At 64.0% G+C, this 17,512-nt stretch carries 20 protein-coding genes, 1 pseudogene and 1 riboswitch; of the genes and pseudogenes, 11 read left to right on the forward strand and 10 right to left on the reverse strand.

Going from position 1 to position 17,512, the window contains the following annotated elements:
• Positions 1–2 precede the first annotated feature (2 nt).
• Positions 3–641, reverse strand: coding sequence for a uracil phosphoribosyltransferase (gene upp / locus PSEEN_RS04115; RefSeq protein ID WP_011532223.1), 639 nt, complete (start codon positions 639–641; stop codon positions 3–5).
• Positions 642–806: 165 nt separating this feature from the next.
• Here upp and PSEEN_RS04120 point away from each other — a divergent pair, with 165 nt between their 5' ends.
• The 4 genes from PSEEN_RS04120 to PSEEN_RS04135 all read left to right on the forward strand — a co-directional run bounded on the left by PSEEN_RS04120 (position 807) and on the right by PSEEN_RS04135 (position 2,775).
• Complete coding sequence (locus PSEEN_RS04120) at positions 807–1,364, forward strand: hypoxanthine-guanine phosphoribosyltransferase (RefSeq protein WP_011532224.1); 558 nt, start codon at positions 807–809, stop codon at positions 1,362–1,364.
• 2 nt (positions 1,365–1,366) lie between these two features.
• Positions 1,367–1,840 carry a WbuC family cupin fold metalloprotein gene (locus tag PSEEN_RS04125; protein ID WP_011532225.1) on the forward strand — a complete coding sequence of 158 codons (474 nt, stop codon included), beginning with the start codon at positions 1,367–1,369 and terminating at the stop codon, positions 1,838–1,840.
• Between the two features lie 105 nt (positions 1,841–1,945).
• A complete protein-coding gene (locus tag PSEEN_RS04130) occupies positions 1,946–2,416 on the forward strand; it encodes a hypothetical protein (protein ID WP_011532226.1) in 471 nt (156 codons plus the stop codon).
• Between the two features lie 68 nt (positions 2,417–2,484).
• On the forward strand, positions 2,485–2,775 hold the full coding sequence (locus PSEEN_RS04135; RefSeq protein ID WP_011532227.1) for a PA4642 family protein: 291 nt from the start codon (positions 2,485–2,487) through the stop codon (positions 2,773–2,775).
• A gap of 207 nt (positions 2,776–2,982) precedes the next feature.
• Here the strand turns inward: PSEEN_RS04135 and mqo are convergent, their stop codons facing one another.
• Positions 2,983–4,491 carry a malate dehydrogenase (quinone) gene (gene mqo / locus PSEEN_RS04140; protein WP_011532228.1) on the reverse strand — a complete coding sequence of 503 codons (1,509 nt, stop codon included), beginning with the start codon at positions 4,489–4,491 and terminating at the stop codon, positions 2,983–2,985.
• Positions 4,492–5,095: 604 nt separating this feature from the next.
• On the reverse strand, positions 5,096–5,329 hold the full coding sequence (locus tag PSEEN_RS04145) for a hypothetical protein (protein WP_011532229.1): 234 nt from the start codon (positions 5,327–5,329) through the stop codon (positions 5,096–5,098).
• Between the two features lie 144 nt (positions 5,330–5,473).
• Here PSEEN_RS04145 and PSEEN_RS04150 point away from each other — a divergent pair, with 144 nt between their 5' ends.
• Positions 5,474–6,058 carry a YajG family lipoprotein gene (locus PSEEN_RS04150; protein ID WP_011532230.1) on the forward strand — a complete coding sequence of 195 codons (585 nt, stop codon included), beginning with the start codon at positions 5,474–5,476 and terminating at the stop codon, positions 6,056–6,058.
• 166 nt (positions 6,059–6,224) lie between these two features.
• Here PSEEN_RS04150 and PSEEN_RS04155 read toward each other — a convergent pair whose 3' ends face one another.
• Complete coding sequence (locus tag PSEEN_RS04155; RefSeq protein WP_011532231.1) at positions 6,225–6,431, reverse strand: hypothetical protein; 207 nt, start codon at positions 6,429–6,431, stop codon at positions 6,225–6,227.
• 157 nt (positions 6,432–6,588) lie between these two features.
• Here PSEEN_RS04155 and PSEEN_RS04160 point away from each other — a divergent pair, with 157 nt between their 5' ends.
• Positions 6,589–6,849: a hypothetical protein gene (locus PSEEN_RS04160; protein WP_011532232.1), complete on the forward strand. Its 261-nt coding sequence runs from the start codon at positions 6,589–6,591 to the stop codon at positions 6,847–6,849.
• Between the two features lie 89 nt (positions 6,850–6,938).
• On the opposite strand, the gene PSEEN_RS04165 is transcribed toward PSEEN_RS04160, so the two are convergent.
• The gene (locus PSEEN_RS04165; RefSeq protein ID WP_011532233.1) at positions 6,939–8,105 is read right to left on the reverse strand and encodes a 1-acyl-sn-glycerol-3-phosphate acyltransferase; all 1,167 of its coding nucleotides are present in this window, start codon (positions 8,103–8,105) and stop codon (positions 6,939–6,941) included.
• Positions 8,106–8,230: 125 nt separating this feature from the next.
• Between PSEEN_RS04165 and PSEEN_RS04170 the strand changes: the two genes are divergently transcribed.
• The 3 genes from PSEEN_RS04170 to PSEEN_RS04180 are packed head-to-tail and all read left to right on the forward strand — an operon-like array spanning position 8,231 to position 9,309.
• Positions 8,231–8,413, forward strand: coding sequence for a CPXCG motif-containing cysteine-rich protein (locus PSEEN_RS04170; protein WP_010225771.1), 183 nt, complete (start codon positions 8,231–8,233; stop codon positions 8,411–8,413).
• A complete protein-coding gene (locus PSEEN_RS04175) occupies positions 8,413–8,673 on the forward strand; it encodes a putative signal transducing protein (RefSeq protein WP_011532234.1) in 261 nt (86 codons plus the stop codon). Before PSEEN_RS04170 ends, PSEEN_RS04175 begins: the two co-directional genes overlap by 1 nt.
• A gap of 15 nt (positions 8,674–8,688) precedes the next feature.
• Positions 8,689–9,309 carry an SOS response-associated peptidase gene (locus tag PSEEN_RS04180; RefSeq protein WP_011532235.1) on the forward strand — a complete coding sequence of 207 codons (621 nt, stop codon included), beginning with the start codon at positions 8,689–8,691 and terminating at the stop codon, positions 9,307–9,309.
• Positions 9,310–9,402: 93 nt separating this feature from the next.
• Here the strand turns inward: PSEEN_RS04180 and PSEEN_RS27215 are convergent, their stop codons facing one another.
• Both PSEEN_RS27215 and PSEEN_RS27220 read right to left on the reverse strand, forming a co-directional pair.
• Complete coding sequence (locus PSEEN_RS27215) at positions 9,403–10,245, reverse strand: methyl-accepting chemotaxis protein (RefSeq protein ID WP_420806622.1); 843 nt, start codon at positions 10,243–10,245, stop codon at positions 9,403–9,405.
• Between the two features lie 15 nt (positions 10,246–10,260).
• Positions 10,261–11,544: pseudogene (locus PSEEN_RS27220) on the reverse strand (methyl-accepting chemotaxis protein); the annotation flags it as partial.
• Positions 11,545–11,695: 151 nt separating this feature from the next.
• Here PSEEN_RS27220 and PSEEN_RS04190 point away from each other — a divergent pair.
• A complete protein-coding gene (locus PSEEN_RS04190; RefSeq protein ID WP_011532237.1) occupies positions 11,696–12,511 on the forward strand; it encodes a M48 family metallopeptidase in 816 nt (271 codons plus the stop codon).
• A 107-nt stretch (positions 12,512–12,618) separates the two neighbouring features.
• Here PSEEN_RS04190 and PSEEN_RS04195 read toward each other — a convergent pair whose 3' ends face one another.
• The 3 genes from PSEEN_RS04195 to PSEEN_RS04205 form a co-directional block, all read right to left on the reverse strand.
• A complete protein-coding gene (locus tag PSEEN_RS04195; RefSeq protein WP_193383920.1) occupies positions 12,619–13,203 on the reverse strand; it encodes a TMEM165/GDT1 family protein in 585 nt (194 codons plus the stop codon).
• Positions 13,204–13,293: 90 nt separating this feature from the next.
• Positions 13,294–13,414: riboswitch (yybP-ykoY riboswitch) on the reverse strand.
• A gap of 38 nt (positions 13,415–13,452) precedes the next feature.
• The gene (locus tag PSEEN_RS04200) at positions 13,453–14,451 is read right to left on the reverse strand and encodes a class I SAM-dependent methyltransferase (RefSeq protein ID WP_011532239.1); all 999 of its coding nucleotides are present in this window, start codon (positions 14,449–14,451) and stop codon (positions 13,453–13,455) included.
• Positions 14,452–14,502: 51 nt separating this feature from the next.
• A complete protein-coding gene (locus tag PSEEN_RS04205) occupies positions 14,503–15,468 on the reverse strand; it encodes a 2-hydroxyacid dehydrogenase (RefSeq protein WP_011532240.1) in 966 nt (321 codons plus the stop codon).
• Between the two features lie 318 nt (positions 15,469–15,786).
• Between PSEEN_RS04205 and PSEEN_RS04210 the strand changes: the two genes are divergently transcribed.
• Complete coding sequence (locus tag PSEEN_RS04210; protein WP_011532241.1) at positions 15,787–17,469, forward strand: fatty acid--CoA ligase; 1,683 nt, start codon at positions 15,787–15,789, stop codon at positions 17,467–17,469.
• Positions 17,470–17,512 lie beyond the last annotated feature (43 nt).

The raw sequence follows: 17,512 nt of genomic DNA on the forward strand, positions 1-17,512 counted from the left end.
GATCAGGCGTCCTTCTGCTTGGTGCCGAAGATCTTGTCGCCGGCATCGCCCAGGCCGGGGACGATGTAGCCGTGCTCATTGAGGCGCTGGTCGATCGACGCGGTGTAGATCTGCACGTCCGGGTGGGCTTTTTCCACCACTTCGATACCTTCGGGGGCAGCTACCAGCACCATGGCGCGGATTTCCTTGCAGCCGGCCTTTTTCAGCAGGTCGATGGTGGCGACCATCGAGCCACCGGTGGCCAGCATCGGGTCGATGATCAGGGCCAGGCGCTGGTTGATGTCCGGCGCGAGCTTTTCCAGGTAGGTGTGGGCTTCTAGGGTTTCTTCATTGCGGGCTACACCCACGGCGCTGACCTTGGCGCCCGGGATCAGGCTGAGTACACCGTCGAGCATGCCGATGCCGGCACGCAGGATCGGTACCACGGTGATCTTCTTGCCGGCGATTTTCTCGACCTGCACCTTGCCGCACCAGCCGTCGATCTCGTAGGTCTCGAGTGGCAGGTCCTGGGTGGCTTCGTAGGTCAGGAGGGCGCCGACTTCCTGGGCGAGTTCGCGAAAATTCTTGGTGCTGATATCGGCACGGCGCATCAGGCCGAGCTTATGGCGGATCAGCGGATGGCGGATCTCACGAGTAGGCATGGGGGGAGGGCTCCGGGAGGCGGGCAAAAAAACCGCGCTAGGTTAATCTATTCAGTCCCTGATGTCGTGCAGTCATTGTGCACGTTAGTCCATAAAGGCTTGATCTGGGACGAGCGGATGCGTACCTTTGCCCGCTTTTCCAAAACGCACCCCCTGGAGAGCGCCATGTCCGCCGATCTCGAGCATATCCGTCAAGTGATGCGCGAGGCTGATTGCCTGTACAACGAAGCCGAGGTCGAGGCCGCCATCGCCGAGGTCGGCAAACAGATCTGCCAGGACCTGCACGACAAGAACCCGGTGGTCTTCTGCGTGATGAACGGCGGCCTGATCTTCTCCGGCAAGCTGCTCACCCACTTGCAGTTCCCGCTGGAAGCTTCTTACCTGCACGCTACCCGCTACCGCAACACCACCAGTGGTGGCGAGCTGTTCTGGAAAGCCAAGCCGGAAGTATCGTTCATCGACCGCGACGTGCTGATCGTCGATGACATCCTTGACGAGGGCCACACCCTCAGCGCCATCATCGAGTTCTGCAAGCATGCCGGCGCCCGTGCGGTGCACACTGCCGTGCTGATCGACAAGGACCACGACCGCAAGGCCAGCCCCGACCTGAAGGCCACCTACACCGGCCTGCCGTGCGTGGACCGCTACATCTTCGGTTATGGCATGGACTACAAGGGCTACTGGCGTAACGCCAATGGCATTTTCGCCGTCAAGGGGTTGTGATCATGCGCCAGCCTGCGTTCCTCGATCAGTCGTTGTTCACTGCGCTGGCGCTCAAGGCCGCCGACAGCCCGCGTGGTCGCCAGCACCACAACTTCCATGAAATGGAAGATCCCTGCCACCGCATGGCTGTCGGGCTGCAGCCCAACACCTATATTCCGCCGCACCGTCACTTGGGCGAGGACAAGGCCGAGGCGCTGATCGTGCTTAAAGGACGGTTAGGGCTGCTGATCTTCGACGAGCAAGGGGCGGTGACCGACAAGCGCGTCCTGCAAGCTGGCGGAGACTGCCTGGGGGTCGACCTGGCGCCAGGTACCTATCATGGCCTGGTGGTGCTGGAAGCGGACAGCGTCATGTTCGAATGCAAGGCTGGCCCGTATCGGCCGGTGGGAGAGGGCGAGCATGCCCACTGGGCGCCGCGTGAAGGCGATGCGGGTGTTGCCGACTATCACGCCTGGATGCGCGCGCAGTTCGACTGAGCCTGCGTCCCATCGTGGAACAAGCCTGCTCTCTCATCGTGGGAGCGGGCTTGCCCCGCGACAGGGGCCGTGCGTAGAGTGCCTGCTCATACCAAGGAGCCTCACATGCGTGCAATCGTCCCCCTCCTGCTGGCGGTGAGCCTCCCGCTCGCGGCCGCCCCGCTGCACAGCCAGTTCCTCCCTCCCGACGACCTTTCGCTGCGCCAGGAAGCACCGACCAGCCAGCAGTTGCTGCAGGTTACCGACTACAGCGTGGTGGTCGGCACCCAGCGCCAGTCCGACCAGCAACCCATCCCGATCACGTCCTCGTTGCAGATGCGCCTGAAGGGCAAACCCTTGAGCAAGGGCTCGACCATTGGCCAGGTGCTGATCAACTTCGACGGGGAAGGCGGCAAGAGCCTGAAAAAGCCGGTCTTTGACGATAACAGCCGCACCTTGACCCTCAACTACCCGATGGCGGACTACCGGGTGATCATGGATCTGCTGCGCAACGAAACCCTGTATGTGCAGTTCCTCACCTACGGCAATGGCCATGTCTGGGCCGACTTGCACACCGGTACCGTACGTACGCGTTGAGGCTCGCAGGTTTCGGGGGGTAAACTGCCCGCCTTCGAATTACCGTGATGGTCCAGTTGGAGTCGGCGATGCGCAAAGACAAGAAACAAGTGATTGGTGACGAGATCAGCAACGAGTACATCAAGTCGTTCCTGCAGTTCGAGCCGGCCGATGGCCTGACCTCGCCATCGCATCACAAGCTGATCAAGGGCTATCGCGGCCTGCGTGTCGATGACTTCGAACGCTATGTGGGGTTCTTCGTCGCGGCCGGTTACGACCTGGATGGCAAGGACGAGCACGGCAAGACCTTCGTCGAGGTGATCGCAGACCAGCGCAATGCGCCGGAGTACATCGAGATCATCGACAACGCCCGCGGTTGATTCTGCGGGTTCGCCTTAACCTGTAGGAGCGGCCTTGCGTCGCGAAAGGGCCGCAAGGCGGCCCCGGCGATATTGAGGTATGGCATAAATCTGGGGCTGCTTCGCAGCCCTTTCGCGACACAAGGCCGCTCTTACAAGAGGGGAGGTCAGTGTGGTGAGACAGGCATAAAAAAACGCCCCGAGGGGCGTTTTTTCGTTTCAGCCGGTTCAGGCGTAATGCTGCTTGGCCGGGCTGCTGTCTACCAGCTCCAGCGCCACGTCGTTGTCGGCGCTGATCTTGTGGTACAGGGCGGCGTCGGTGGCCAGGACTTTCTCGCGAGCCGGGAAGATCTCCTTGAGCTTGGCGGCCCAAGCGCCCTTGGCCTGCTCGGGGAAGCAGCGCTCGATCAGCTCGAGCATGATCGACACGGTCACCGAGGCGCCCGGCGAGGCGCCGAGCAATGCAGCCAGGCTGCCGTCTTCGGCTGCCACCAGCTCGGTGCCGAACTGCAGGATGCCACCTTTCTTCGGGTCCTTCTTGATGATCTGCACGCGCTGGCCGGCCACTTCCAGGCGCCAGTCCTCGGCTTTCGCCTCCGGGTAGAAGCGGCGCAGCGACTCCAGGCGTTGCTCCATCGACTGCATCACTTCGCTGACCAGGTACTTGGTCAAGTCCATGTTGTCGCGGGCCACGGCCAGCATCGGGCCGATGTTGCCCATGCGCACCGACAGCGGCAGGTCCATGAGCGAGCCGTGCTTGAGGAACTTGGTGGTGAAGCCGGCATACGGGCCGAACAGCAGCGACGTGTTGCCATCGACCACGCGGGTGTCCAGGTGCGGCACCGACATGGGGGGCGCGCCGACCGCGGCCTGGCTGTAGACCTTGGCCTGGTGCTGCTTGACGATTTCCGGGTTGTCACAACGCAGCCATTGGCCGCTGACCGGGAAGCCACCGAAGCCTTTGCTCTCCGGAATGCCGGACAGTTGCAGCAGCGGCAGGGCGGCGCCGCCGGCACCGAGGAAGACGAAGCGGGCGTCGACTTCACGGCTGCCGCCGCTGTTGACGTCCTTGATGCTCACGGTCCAGCCGCTGCCTTTGCGGCGCAGGCCGACGACTTTCTTGCTGTACTTGACCTGAGCGTCAGGGCTGTTGCCCAGTTGCTTGAGCAGCTTGTTGGTCAGGGCGCCGAAGTTGACGTCGGTGCCTTTCATCACGCGGGTGGCGGCGATGCGCTGGTCGGCTGGGCGGCCCGGCATCATCAGCGGCATCCATTCGTTCATCACGGCCTTGTCTTCGGTGTATTCCATGTCCGCGAAGGCGTGGTGCTGCTTGAGCAGCTCGAAGCGCTTCTTGAGGAAGGAAATACCCTTGTCACCCTCGACGTAGCTCAGGTGCGGCACCGGGTTGATGAAGGCGCGGGGCGAGCCAAAGCCGCCTTTTTTGCTGAGATACGCCCAGAACTGGCGCGACACCTCGAACTGGGTGTTGATGTGCACGGCCTTCTTGATGTCGATGCTGCCATCGGCGGCCTGCGGGGTATAGTTCAGCTCGCACAGGCCGGCATGGCCGGTACCGGCGTTGTTCCAGGGGTTGGAACTCTCCGCGGCCCCGGAGTCCATCGCCTCGACGACCTCCAGCTTGATCGACGGGTCGAGCTCCTTGAGCAGTACGGCCAGGGTGGCACTCATGATGCCCGCGCCTACCAGTACTACATCAACCGATTCGTTCTGCGCCATTTAACGCGTCTCCACAATCTACAGCACCTAATTGACAGCATAGGACCCGGGGTCGCCAGGGTCGCCATGTCCGACTCTTCGCAGTTCTTGCAACTTCCGCGGACACCGCCAATCAGTCTTGGGTGTTCAGGTATTGAACGCCGTTTGCCACGGGTGCGGCAATTCGACTTATGGTCAAGGGGCCCGTCGTGCGTTATGGATCGGCCTCAGGCTCCCATTCTGCAGGAGCGCTGATACCGTCTGCTCAGGGCTGTTGTTGAGACATCTGCCGCTTTTACACATGCCAGACTGTTCATTTGCTCGCCACACTCTCGTGAAGTTGTGAAAAACCGTTTTTTCACGCTCTTTTGGAGTCGTGAACCTCAAAAGTGGACTGCGCGATGGCAACCCGCAGGTTCATGCGAAGCAGAAGGCCGGAAACAGCAGGCACGACAGCCAATGCAAGACCTGAGTGGAAGGCTCTCTGTGGGCGAAGCGTCGAGGGTGCCGGGGTCAATCGGCGAATGCGGGGCCCGATCAGGAGACGTCCTTATAATCGGGGGGAGATTATAACGAGGTCGCGGGCAGAAAGGTCATGCTTCTTGGGTTTTTATTGCAGCGTTTGTCAGGCAGACAGGGTGCGTTGCTGCCAACGACGCCTTGCAGGGGTGCAATGGCGGGCGCTGGCCGGCAGCGGTTGGCCCAGCCAGCCTAGGTGCGCCTCGTTGACCTGGACCCAGCCGCTGCCCGTGGGGGGTAGGCTGCACTGCTTGAAACCCAGGCAGATGCCATCACTGTCGAGACGGGCGTAGGTAGCGTGGCGCGGGCGTTGCAGGAGCAGGTTCCAGAACGAGTTCATGGCGAATGGTCCTGTGTGTTCGGGCTGACGCCAGCATAGCGCGCGGGCCATGAAACCATTGTGACAGGCGGGAAAGGCCGATGGCTGGGCTGTGGCGTGCTGGGTATACTGTGGGCCTTTGCCGCTTTTTCTGGAGAAACGCGCATGTTGCAACGTCTGTTGGTCGGTTTGTTCGCGGTAGCCAGCCTGAGCCTGGCCGGTTGTGCCCACAGCCCGCAACAACTCAGCCCGCAACCCAAGCTAACGCAACAGTTGGCCCCGGTCGGCCACGGCCAGCCGGTGGTGGTCAAGGTGGTTGACGGGCGTGCCTCGCAATCGCTGGGCACCCGGGGTGGCATGTACCCTGAGACCAGCACCATTACCGTCAATGGCAACGATGTCGTGCCCAAGCTGCAGGCTCAGGCCGAGGCAGCGGTGCGCCTGCTCGGCTTCACCCCGACGCCCAACGCCTACAACGCGCCGCAGCTGACCGTGACCCTGGCTGAGCTGAAGTACCAGTCGCCCAAGGACAAGATGTACGTGACCGAGGCGACCATCGGCGCCACCTTCCGTGCCGACGTGTCGAACGCCAACCGTCGCTACAGCGGTCGTTACGGTGCCTCGCTGGACCAGCGCTTCGGCATGGCGCCGAACCAGGAAACCAACACCAAGCTGGTCAGCGATGTGCTCAGCGATGCCCTGACCCGCCTGTTCAAGGACCCGACCGTCGGTCAGGTGCTGGGCGAGTAAGGCTGTTGCAATAAAGAAAACCCGCCGCCTGTGATCAGGCGGCGGGTTTTTTGTTGCCTGTACTGGCCTATTCGCCGGCAAGCCGGCTCCTACAGGTGTGGCGCTGCTCTTGAGGCGGGCGCCGCACCTGTAGGAGCCGGCTTGCCGGCGAAGAATGCAACACGGATCAGGCGGCCAGTACGTTGAAGTCCAGCAGGCTGATGCCGGTCTGCGCATCGACCTCCGGCAGGTCATGGTGGGCATGGCCGCCCAGTGCGCAGTAGACCAGCCACTGGTGGTCCTGGACATTGATGGCGAAGCCGTCGATCAGCGCCTGCTGTTCGTCGCTCTGGGGCACGAGGTAGAGGCGGTCCTGGTTTTCGGCGTGCAGCATGACAAGCTCCGGTTCGGTTGAAGGCCGACAGGGTGGCCTGTCCTGATGACGAGCGTGTGACAGATGAAATTTATCGCAGCTGGTCGCAAAGTCGCGGCGGTGTCTGTGGGCTTGGGTAGAATGCCGGGCTTTGCCGTCGTGATACCGAGGTTGCGCAATGTCGTTGCAAGTGCTCTGGGGCTTCCTGGCCGCTCATCCCGCCAAGCTGATCAACCTGCTGGCCCTGCTGATCACCTGCCCGGGTGGCCTGCTGCTGCACAGCGCCCGGCGCCGGGCGAGCATGACCCGCGAAAGCCTGGCGGTGGATGAAGGCCTGGTGGATGCCTTCGACCTGCGCGTGCCGCGCTACTACTACATTCTTGGTTTCTCGTGCTTGGCGATGGCGTTGCTATTGTCCTGGTTCAGCACCTGGATCTGAACGCCGCCTGCTTCGTAGGAGCCAGCTTGCTGGCGAACCGCCGCTCAATCGGCATTCGCCAGCAAGCTGGCTCCTACAGGAGCAAGTGATCAGGCCACGGTGGCCTGCTGCTTGACCTGGTACTGATTGCGCACCGGCGTCGCGTACTGCTGCACCAGATACGGTTGATGCTCCACCGGGCAGGCGTCCAGCCGGCGCTGCCACTCTTCCTTCGCCTTGGCCAGCTCATCACCCGGGAACAGCGTCTCGGCGCTGGGCACCTCGAGCGCCGCGTCCTTCTCCGCCCACATCGCATAGGCCAGATAATGCACCGGGAACAACCGGTAGCCGCCGAGAATCTGCCGGTCGATGGCCTGTGCCAGCTGCTTGGTGTCCTCGTGGTACTCGGTCACCGGCGGCGCGAAGTTGATGTGCACCCGGCCTTTGTAACCGGTGATGCCCTGGGCGATGCTGTTGTCATCCTCGCCCGGCGCCTTCTTGTAGGTGCCGGTGGTGGCGCGGATGTACAGCTCGCGGGCCTTGGCCTGGTCGCAGGGGTCGTATTCGTAGCTGATCGACACCGGAGTCAGGTTAAGGCTCTGGATCACCGCGCCGAACGGTTCGTCCTTGCGGCTCATGTGGAACATTTTGAGAATGGCCGAATCGGTACGGTCGTCACCGTCCTTGGCGCGGCCTTCGGCCTGGGCGATCCAGATCGACACGCAGTCGTTGCGGATCGAGTGGTTGATGTAGGCCGACAGCAGCTGGTAGGCCGCCAGCTTCTCGCGACGGCCGCTGATCGAGCGGTGCACGATGAAGCTCTTGTTCAGGCGCATCATGTCGCTGACGAACGGCTTCTGCAGCAGGTTGTCGCCGATGGCGATGCGCGGCGTCGGCAGGCCGGCGTGGTACACCGCGTAGTTGACGAAGGCCGGGTCCATGACGATGTCGCGGTGGTTGGCCAGGAACAGGTAGGCGGTGCCGGACTTGAGCTGTTCGACACCGGTGTAGGTGACACCGTCGGTGGCGCGGTCGATGGTCCGGTCGACGTAGTACTCGACTTTATCCTGCAGCGTGGCGACGCACTGCACGCCCGCGAATTCCTGGCGCAGGCGCCGGGCGATCAGCGGTTTGAGCAGCCAGCCGAAGGCGCCCGCAGCGCGCGGGAAGCGGAAGTGGGTGAGGATATCGAGGAATGCCGGGTCGCTGAGCAGGCGCGCCAGAACGGCAGGCACTTCAGCGTCGTCGTACGGTCGGATGGCATCGAATTCGCCCATCATGCTCTCTTGTTGGAAACGGCTAGGGTAATAAGGTAGGGGTGGGGCCCGAAAAACGGCTCGGACACACGCAGGCCCTGTAAACAGACCGGCAATTATACGCACAAGTCACTCGGGAGGCCGCGATGCTGGAAACTGCGATCTACGATTGTCCCTATTGCGGTGAAGAAGTCGAGACGACCGTGGACTTGTCCGGCGGCGATCAGGAGTACATCGAGGACTGCCAGGTCTGCTGCAAGCCCATCCGTTTCGTGCTGCAGGTGCATGGCGAGGAATGGATGCTGGACGTTTATGGCGAGAACGACTGATGCAGCGAATCTATGATCCGGAAAACCTGCTGGAGGCGCAAATGCTGGTCGGCATGCTGGCCAGCGAGGGCATCGAGGTGCACCTGGTGGGGCGCGACCTGATGGGCGCCATGGGCGAGCTGCCGATGCAGGGGCTGCTGGGCCTGGCGGTAGCCGATGAGCAAGCCGGTTACGCGCGACAGTTGATCGACGCGTACAATGCTGCCCAGCCGCTTGTCGGCGAAGCGCCGGAGAGTTATCCCGGTACCCTGATCTGCTAGGTTCTGAAATCGCCCATGTGTGGACGCTACGCCCTGTTTCGCTGGACCCAGGCCTTCGCCGGCCTGCCCGGTTTCCCTTCGAGCCAGCAGGCCCAATGGAACATCTCGCCCGGCGCCACGGTGCTGATCCAGCGCCAGCTCGATGGCCAGATGCAACTCGCCAGCGCCCGCTGGGGGCTTACCCCGGCCTGGTTGACCGACCTGTCGCGCACGCCGGCCCAGGCCCGGGCCGAAACCCTCGCCGAGCAACCCATGTTCCGCGAAGCGCTGCGCCAGCGGCGCTGCCTGATGCCGGCCAACGGTTTCTACGAATGGCGCGGCACGGCGCGCAAACGCCCGTACTGGGTGACGCCGGGGGAGGGGGCTTCGCTGTTTTTCGCGGCGGTGTGGGAAGTCTATCCGGTACAGGAACAGGCGTGGCTGAGCTGCGCGGTGGTCACCCAGGCGGCGGTGAACCAGCGTCGGCCGTTGATCCTGGATGAGGCCGAGCAGGCGATCTGGCTGGACCCGGAGACGCCCCTGGCGCGGCTGCACGAGTTGTTGGCCAAGCCGCCGACTGCCCTGCGCGAAAGGGCATTGGCGTATTTCGTCAACGATCCGAAGCTCAATGGGCCGGAGTGCCTGACGCCGGTGTAGGAGCGGCTTTAGCCGCGATGCGAGCGACGCGGTGCCTGGCACCGGCATGGCCGGTGTTCGCGGCTGAAGCCGCTCCTACAGGTCTGCTGCATTTCAAACCCTGAACTGATTGATCAAGCGCCGTTGCTGCTCTGCCAGCTTGGTCAGCTCGGCGCTGGCCTGGCTCGACTCGTCGGCACCACCGGCCACTTCGCCGGCCACCTGGCCGATGTTGATCACGTTACGGTTGATGTCCTCGGCCACCGCGCTCTGCTCCTCGGCGGCGCTGGCGATCTGTGTGTTCATGTCGTTGATCACCGACACTGCCTGGGTGATGCTTTCCAGCGATTCGGCGGCGCGGCTGGCCTGCTGTACGCTGACATCGGTCTTGCCCTGGCTCTCCTCCATCACCCGCACCACTTCCCGCGTACCCTGCTGCAACTGCTGGATCATGTGCTGGATTTCTTCGGTGGCCTGCTGGGTTTTCTGCGCCAGGTTGCGCACCTCGTCGGCGACCACGGCGAAGCCACGGCCTTGCTCGCCGGCCCGGGCGGCCTCGATGGCTGCGTTCAGTGCCAGCAGGTTGGTCTGCTCGGCGATGGCGCGGATGGCCACCAGGATGGCGTTGATATTCTCGCTGTCGCGGGCCAGGTCCTGGACCACGGTCACCGCGCGGCCGATTTCGGTGGCCAAGGCGCTGATCGAGTGCGAGGTGCCGCGTACGATATCCAGGCCCTCGTTGGCGGCGCGGTCGGCGTCGCTGGCGGCCTGGGCCGCCTGGGTGGCGTTGCGCGCCACATCCTGGGCCGTGGCGGTCATTTCGTGCACGGCGGTGGCCACCTGGTCGATCTCGGCCATCTGCTTATGCACGCCCTGGTTGGTGCGGATGGCGATGTCGGCAGTGTGCTCCGACGAGTCGCTGACCTTCTGCACCGAACTGACCACCTGGCTGATCATCGTCTGCAACTTGGCCAGGAAGGTGTTGAAGCCTTTGGCGATGGCGCCCAGCTCGTCGGCGCGGTCGCTTTGCAGGCGGCGGGTCAGGTCACCCTCGCCCTGGGCGATGTCGTCGAGCATGGCGACCATCTGCTTGAGCGGTCGGGCGATGCCGTGGGCCAGCAGCCAGATCACCAGCAGGCCCAGGGCAGCGATGCCCAGGCCGACCACGGTCATGCCGGCGATATCGGTGCGGCGTTGTTCGGCCAGGTCCTTTTGCAGCTGGTTGACGTCGGCCATTACGGTGCTGAGCGGCAGCTCCAGCAGCAGGGTCCAGCGGGCGTCGGTGCTGGCTACCTTGAACGGCAGGTACAGCTCGATGCGGTCCTTGGCCGTCTCGACCTTGTAGTGCAGGCCTTCGCCAGCGAGGTTCTTGAGGGTGCTTGCTTCATCGGCATCCAGCACGTCGCTGGCCTTTTCGCCGAACTTGGCCGGGTCGCGGGTGTAGGCCACCAGACGGCCGTTGCTCGACACCAGGGCCAGTTCACCGGCGCCATTGTACAGCTGGCGATCAGCGGCATTGAGCAGGTCCTGGATGAAGTTCACCGACAGGTCGGCACCGGCCATGCCCTTGAACTGGCCGTCGACCATGATCGGCTCGACGAAGGAGGCGAGCATGACCATCTTGTCGCCCACTTTATAAGGGGCCGGGTCGATCACGCAGGCTTTCTTCGACTCTTTCGGGCACAGGTAGTACTCGCTGGCGCGCACGCCGGTGGCCAGCACAGTGCGGTCGTCGACGTCGGCCAGTTTGTCCTGGCCGAGGCTGCCATCGCCGTTGCGGAACCACCAGGGCAGGAAGCGGCCACTGGCGCTGTCGATGCCGACCATGTTGCTGCCGACATAGCGGGCGTCGTCGTGGTCGAGGGCATTCGGCTCCCAGCCCAGGTAGGCGCCGAGCACGCTCGGGTTGGCCTCGACGGTGCGCTTGAGCTGGTTGATCAGGTGTTCGCGGTCGACCCGCATCAGTGGCCGGCCGTCGGCGCCTTGCATGCCGATCATCGCATTGCCGGTGGCCAGGCCGCGGGCGATCGACAGCGGTGCCTCCAGGCCGCGCTGGATCTCGCTGACCTGGGTGCGGGCCAGCGCCGACAGGCGCTGTTCGATCACGCTTTCGAACTGTTGCTGGGTGCGCTGCTGTACCAGCGCCTGGGTGCGTTCGCCGGAATACACGGCATAGAGCACCAGGGCGGCGACAATGCTCAGTACGATGGCACCGGCCAGGGCGGCCACGGAAAACTGGATCGACTTGAACTTCATGGAAGGCTCCGCGCGCAAGGAGGTCGTGTCCCCGGGTTATCGGCGGGCTAATACGAAAGCATGAGGGGCGAGAAGAAATCTTCCCTGCGGCTCTGGCGGGGCCAGGCGACTGGGCCTAGGATACGCGGCACGTAAAAAGGGAGTGTTTTAAATGCGTAAGTCATTCGTTGTCAGCATGTTGAGCGCCAGCGTCCTGCTGGGCGGCTGCCAGGCGGTCAATACCACCAGCGGTGGCGCCGTCGGCGTCGAGCGTAAGCAGTACATGTTCAGCATGCTCTCGACCGATGAGGTCAACCAGATGTACGCCCAGTCCTATCAGCAGACCCTCGGTGAGGCGTCTAGCAAGGGCGTCCTGGATAAAAGCAGCGCCGACGCCAAGCGCGTGCAGGCCATCGCCGATCGTCTGATCGCCCAGGCACCACAGTTCCGGCCGGATGCCGCGCAATGGAAATGGGAAGTCAACGTCATCAAGAGCGACGAGCTGAACGCCAACTGCGGCCCGGGCGGCAAGATCATCGTCTATACCGGCCTGATCGATCAGCTCAAGCTGACTGACGCCGAGATCGCCGCAGTCATGGGCCACGAAATTGCCCACGCCCTGCGCGAGCACGGCCGTGAAGCGATGTCCAAGGCCTATGGCGTGGAAATGGCCCGCCAGGGCGCCGGTGCGATCTTCGGCCTGGGCCAGGACAGCATGGCGCTGGCCGATACCGTGGTGAACTACGCCATGACCCTGCCCAACAGCCGCGCCAACGAGAACGAAGCCGACCTGATCGGCCTGGAACTCTCGGCCCGCGCCGGCTACGACCCGAACGCCGCGATCACCTTGTGGAACAAGATGAGCAAGGCGTCCGAAGGCGCGCCGCCTGAGTTCATGAGTACTCACCCGGCGTCGAGCAGCCGGATCGCCTCGTTGCAAGCGGCGATTCCGAAGGTGATGCCGCTGTATCAGGCTGCCAAGAAGTAATTCACCGGGGCCCTCTGTAGGAGCCGGCTTGCCGGCGAACACCGGCAAAGCCGGTGCCATGCACCGCGGTGTGGGGTTCGCCAGCAAGGCTGGCTCCTACAGGGTCTTCAGCCTATCCAGCCACTGGTCTTCATCGCCGAATACACCGCGACGACGGCCAGCACGATGAACGCCGCCGCCGCCAGGCGACGGATCAGCGTCAACGGCAGTTTCTCCGCGGCGAAGTTGCCCGCCAGTACCACCGGCACGTTGGCAATCAGCATGCCCAGGGTGGTACCGATGATCACCATGATCAGGTGCGGGTACTGGGCGGCCAGCATCACCGTGGCGACCTGGGTCTTGTCGCCGATCTCAGCCAGGAAGAACGCGATCAGTGTGGTCAGGAACGGCCCGAAACGGCGTGCGTTGCTGGCTTCGTCATCGTCCATCTTGTCCGGCACCAGGGTCCACAGCGCGGTGGCGGTGAAGCTCGCGGCGAGGATCCAGTGCAGCACGGATTCGCTGAAGAAGCTGCTGACCCAGGCACCCACGGCGCCCGCGGCGGCGTGGTTGGCCAGGGTGGCGGCGATGATGCCGGCGATGATCGGCCAGGGCTTGCGAAAACGCGCGGCCAGGATGAGCGCGAGCAGTTGCGTCTTGTCGCCGATTTCGGCGAGGGCAACGATGGCGGTGGGGACGAGCAGAGATTCCAGCATCAGGATTCCTACGGGGGCGGGTCGACACGGCTATGACACGTACGACCTCCCCGCCCCGGGTAAGGTGTGCGTGTCATAGGTCTTGTCAAACCCTGGACCTGTCTGCGCAGATCGTGGGTCGCACGCGCCATGGCCTGTGGGCCAAGTGTGTTGACGCGTACCGGGCGAGCGGGGGCTCGCGGGAGACTACTCCCCTAGGACGGAGCGGATTCTGCCTACGCTGGGCGGTTTCGGCAAGCCTTGTTTTTACCCGCGTGTCGCCCGGTAGATGCGAAAGCCCTGCGCCTCGGCGCGGATCTCGCAGTTGCCAAGGGCGCCCTCGATGAGCGGTTGGTAGCGTAGGAAGCTGTTGGCTACCAGGCGAATTTCGCCACCCTTTCGCAGATGTTCGCCGGATTTTTTCAGCAGATTTTCCGAGGCTTGGTAATCGGTGTGCACGCCGGTGTGGAAGGGCGGATTGCTCAGGATCAGGTCCAGCTCTCCCGGTGCGGCGTCGATACCATCACCGCTGATCACTTGCCCCTCCAGACCATTGGCCGCCAGGGTCAGGCGGCTGGCGGCGACGGCAAAGGCGTCGACATCCAGCAGGGTGACCTGGCTCTGTGGGTAGCGGCGCTTGATCGTCGCGCCCAGCACACCAGCACCACAACCGAAGTCCAGAACATGCCCACTGGGCAAGCCGTCAAGGTGTTCCAGCAGCAGGGCGGTGCCCTTGTCCAGTCGACCGTGGCTGAATACCCCCGGCAGGCTGACCACTTGCAACGGGCCGTCCTCGAGCGGCAGCTCGAAGCGCTCGGCCAGGCTTTCCAGCGGCTTGGCCTCGGGGGCGTGGTCGACGGTCACCTGCCACAGCTGGCAGTGGCGCGCGCTGTCGAGCTTGCGGGGCTTGCCGAATGCTTGCAGCTGTTTCGCCGCGCCCTCGATGCCGCCGCGTTTCTCACCCACCAGGTACAGCTCGCGCCCTGCCAGGCGCGCGGCCAGGGCGTTGAGCAGGTAGGCGGCCAGTTCGCGGGATTTGGGCAGGAACAGGATGGCGGCGTCGAAGGCCACTTCAGGCACACCCACGCCGTGGTGGCAGCGATTGCCGAAGCGGCTTTCAAGCAGCGCCTGGTCGCCTGCGTGCCAAGTCCAGCCGTGGGCCTTGGGCAGTTGGCCGAGCAGGCCATCGGCGGGGGCGCCGGCGATCAGCAGCGGCCCCTGGAACAGCTCCGCCTGGCGGAGCATTACTTCACTGCGCGGGTCCATAAACGGCGCCTCCTGGAAAAAGTCGCGCAGTGTACCAGAGCCTTCGCCGGCTCAGCCGACCACTCGCCGCGGCTGCCCGGTAAAGAACGCCTGGGCGTTTTCGGCGAGCTGGCCAACGATGCGCTGGCGCGACTCCACCGCGCCCCAGGCGCTGTGCGGGGTCACGATCAGGCGGGGAATATCCGCCGCCAGCAAAGGGTTGCCATTGACCGGGGGCTCGACACTGAGCACATCGGTGGCCGCGCCGCCCAAGTGACCGCTGCGCAGGGCATCGGCCAGGGCCTGTTCGTCGATCAGCCCACCGCGGGCGGTGTTGACCACCAGTGCACCGGGCTTGAGCAAGGCCAGCTCGCGGGCACCGATCATGTGTCGGGTGCGATCGTTGAGCGGGCAGTGCAAGGTCAGGGCGTCGACCTGAGGCAACAGTTCATCGAGTGGCAGCCGATCATCGCGTGTCGGGCGCCCGGGGATCTGCCCGCTGAGCACGCGCATGCCGAACGCCTCGGCCAGCCGCGCCACCGCGCCACCCAGCTCGCCATGACCGAGCAGGCCAAGGGTCTTGCCTTCGAGTTCGACGATGGGGAAGTCCAGCAGGCAGAACTGGCTGGCCTTGGCCCATTCGCCCTTGGCCACGGCCTGGTGGTAGTCGCACAGGCGCGTGGCCAAGGCCAGCAGCAGGGCCAGGGTGTGCTGGGCCACCGATGGCGTGCCGTAGCCCTGGCAGTTGCACACCGTGATGCCTTGGGCGCGGGCGGCGGCCAGGTCGACATTGTTGGTGCCGGTGGCGGCGACCAGGATCAGCTTGAGCTGAGGGTTGGCGGCCAGGCTGGTGGCGTCGAGCATCACCTTGTTGCTGATCACCGCCACGGCGCCCTGCAGGCGCTCGGCCACCTGGTCGGGGCGGGTGGTGGAGAACAGTTGCAGATCGTCGAACTGGTCCCGCAGGGGGGAAAGGTCGAGGTCACCGAGGTCCAGGGACGGGTGGTCGAGAAACACGGCACGACGTGGGCTGGGCATGGGGGCTCCGATGTGGGAGTGGTTCGGTCGCCGCGGTGGGTTTGGCCGGCGGGACTCTGTAGGAGCGGGTTTACCCGCGAACACGGGCGAAGCCCGTGCCATGCATCGCGTTGCCTGATTCGCGGGTAAACCCGCTCCTACAAGGGGGCGCGATCCAATCTGGGCAGTGTCTGGCCCGCCGGTGCCGTTCGTCAACGCCGGCGTCGCCGCTCATACCTTTGCGCGGCAAATCATTCCTTCGGCTGATTTGACCGGCGCGTCACCGATCTAGAGTGGATCCCAGAGCTGTCCGGCCCGCATCACAGAAAAGGGATACCCATGTTGCAGACGCGCATCATCAAGCCCGCAGAAGGCGCCTACGAATTTCCACTGCTGATCAAGCGCCTGCTGATGTCCGGCAGCCGCTATGAAAAGACCCGCGAGATCGTCTACCGCGACCAGATCCGCCTCACCTATCCGCAACTGGGCGAGCGCATCGCCCGGCTTGCCAACGTGCTGACCGCAGCCGGCGTCAAGGCGGGTGACACGGTGGCGGTGATGGACTGGGACAGCCACCGCTATCTCGAATGCATGTTCGCCATCCCGATGATCGGCGCGGTGGTGCACACCATCAACGTGCGCCTGTCGCCGGAACAGATCCTCTACACCATGAACCACGCCGAAGACCGCTTCGTGCTGGTCAACAGTGATTTCATTGGCCTCTACCAGGCCATTGCCGGGCAACTGACCACGGTACAGGGGACCGTGCTGCTGACCGACGGGCCGGACAAGACCGCCGACCTGCCGGGCCTGCGCGGTGAGTACGAGCAACTGTTGGCCGCGGCCAGCCCGCACTACGACTTCCCCGACTTCGACGAGAACTCGGTGGCCACCACGTTCTACACCACCGGCACCACCGGCAACCCCAAGGGGGTGTATTTCACCCACCGCCAACTGGTGCTGCACACCCTGGCCGAAACCTCCGTGCTCGGCAGCCTGGACAGCGTGCGGTTGCTGAGCAGCAACGACGTCTACATGCCGATCACGCCCATGTTCCATGTCCACGCCTGGGGCATCCCCTACGCGGCGACCATGATGGGGATCAAGCAGGTCTACCCGGGGCGCTACGAGCCAGACATGCTGATCAAGCTGTGGCGTGAAGAGAAGGTGACGTTCTCCCACTGCGTGCCGACCATCCTGCAGATGCTGCTCAACTGCCCGTCGGCCGCCGGCCAGGACTTCGGTGGCTGGAAGATCATCATCGGTGGCAGTGCGCTCAACCGTGCGTTGTATGAAGCTGCGCTGGCCCGGGGTATCCAGCTCACCGCCGCCTACGGCATGTCCGAGACCTGCCCGCTGATCAGCGCCGCGCACCTGAACGACGAGCTGCAGGCCGGCAGCGAGGATGAGCGCACCAGCTACCGGATCAAGGCCGGGGTACCGGTGCCGCTGGTCGAGGCCGCCATCGTCGATGGCAATGGCAACTTCCTGCCTGCGGATGGCGAAACCCAGGGCGAACTGGTGCTGCGCGCGCCCTGGCTGACCATGGGCTACTTCCGCGAGCCGCAGAAGAGCGAAGAGCTCTGGCAGAGCGGCTGGTTGCACACCGGTGACGTCGCCACCCTCGATGGCATGGGCTTTATCGATATCCGCGACCGCATCAAGGATGTGATCAAGACCGGGGGCGAGTGGATCTCGTCGCTCGACCTCGAGGACTTGGTCAGCCGTCACCCGGCGGTGCGCGAAGTCGCGGTGGTCGGCGTGCCTGATCCGCAGTGGGGCGAGCGCCCGTTCGCGCTGCTGGTGGTGCGCGAGGGGCAGGATATCGACGCGCGCAGCCTGAAGGAACACCTCAAGCCTTTCGTCGAGCAGGGGCATATCAACAAGTGGGCGATTCCCAGCCAGATCGCCATTGTTACTGAAATTCCCAAGACCAGTGTCGGCAAGCTCGACAAGAAGCGCATCCGCGTGGACATCAGCCAATGGCAGGCCAGTAACAGCGCATTCCTCTCCACGCTGTAGCCGCCCTCGCGGGTCGCGGTCGCCAGATCGCGACCCGCACGCT

Source organism: Pseudomonas entomophila L48, assembly GCF_000026105.1.
Lineage (GTDB): Bacteria > Pseudomonadota > Gammaproteobacteria > Pseudomonadales > Pseudomonadaceae > Aquipseudomonas > Aquipseudomonas entomophila.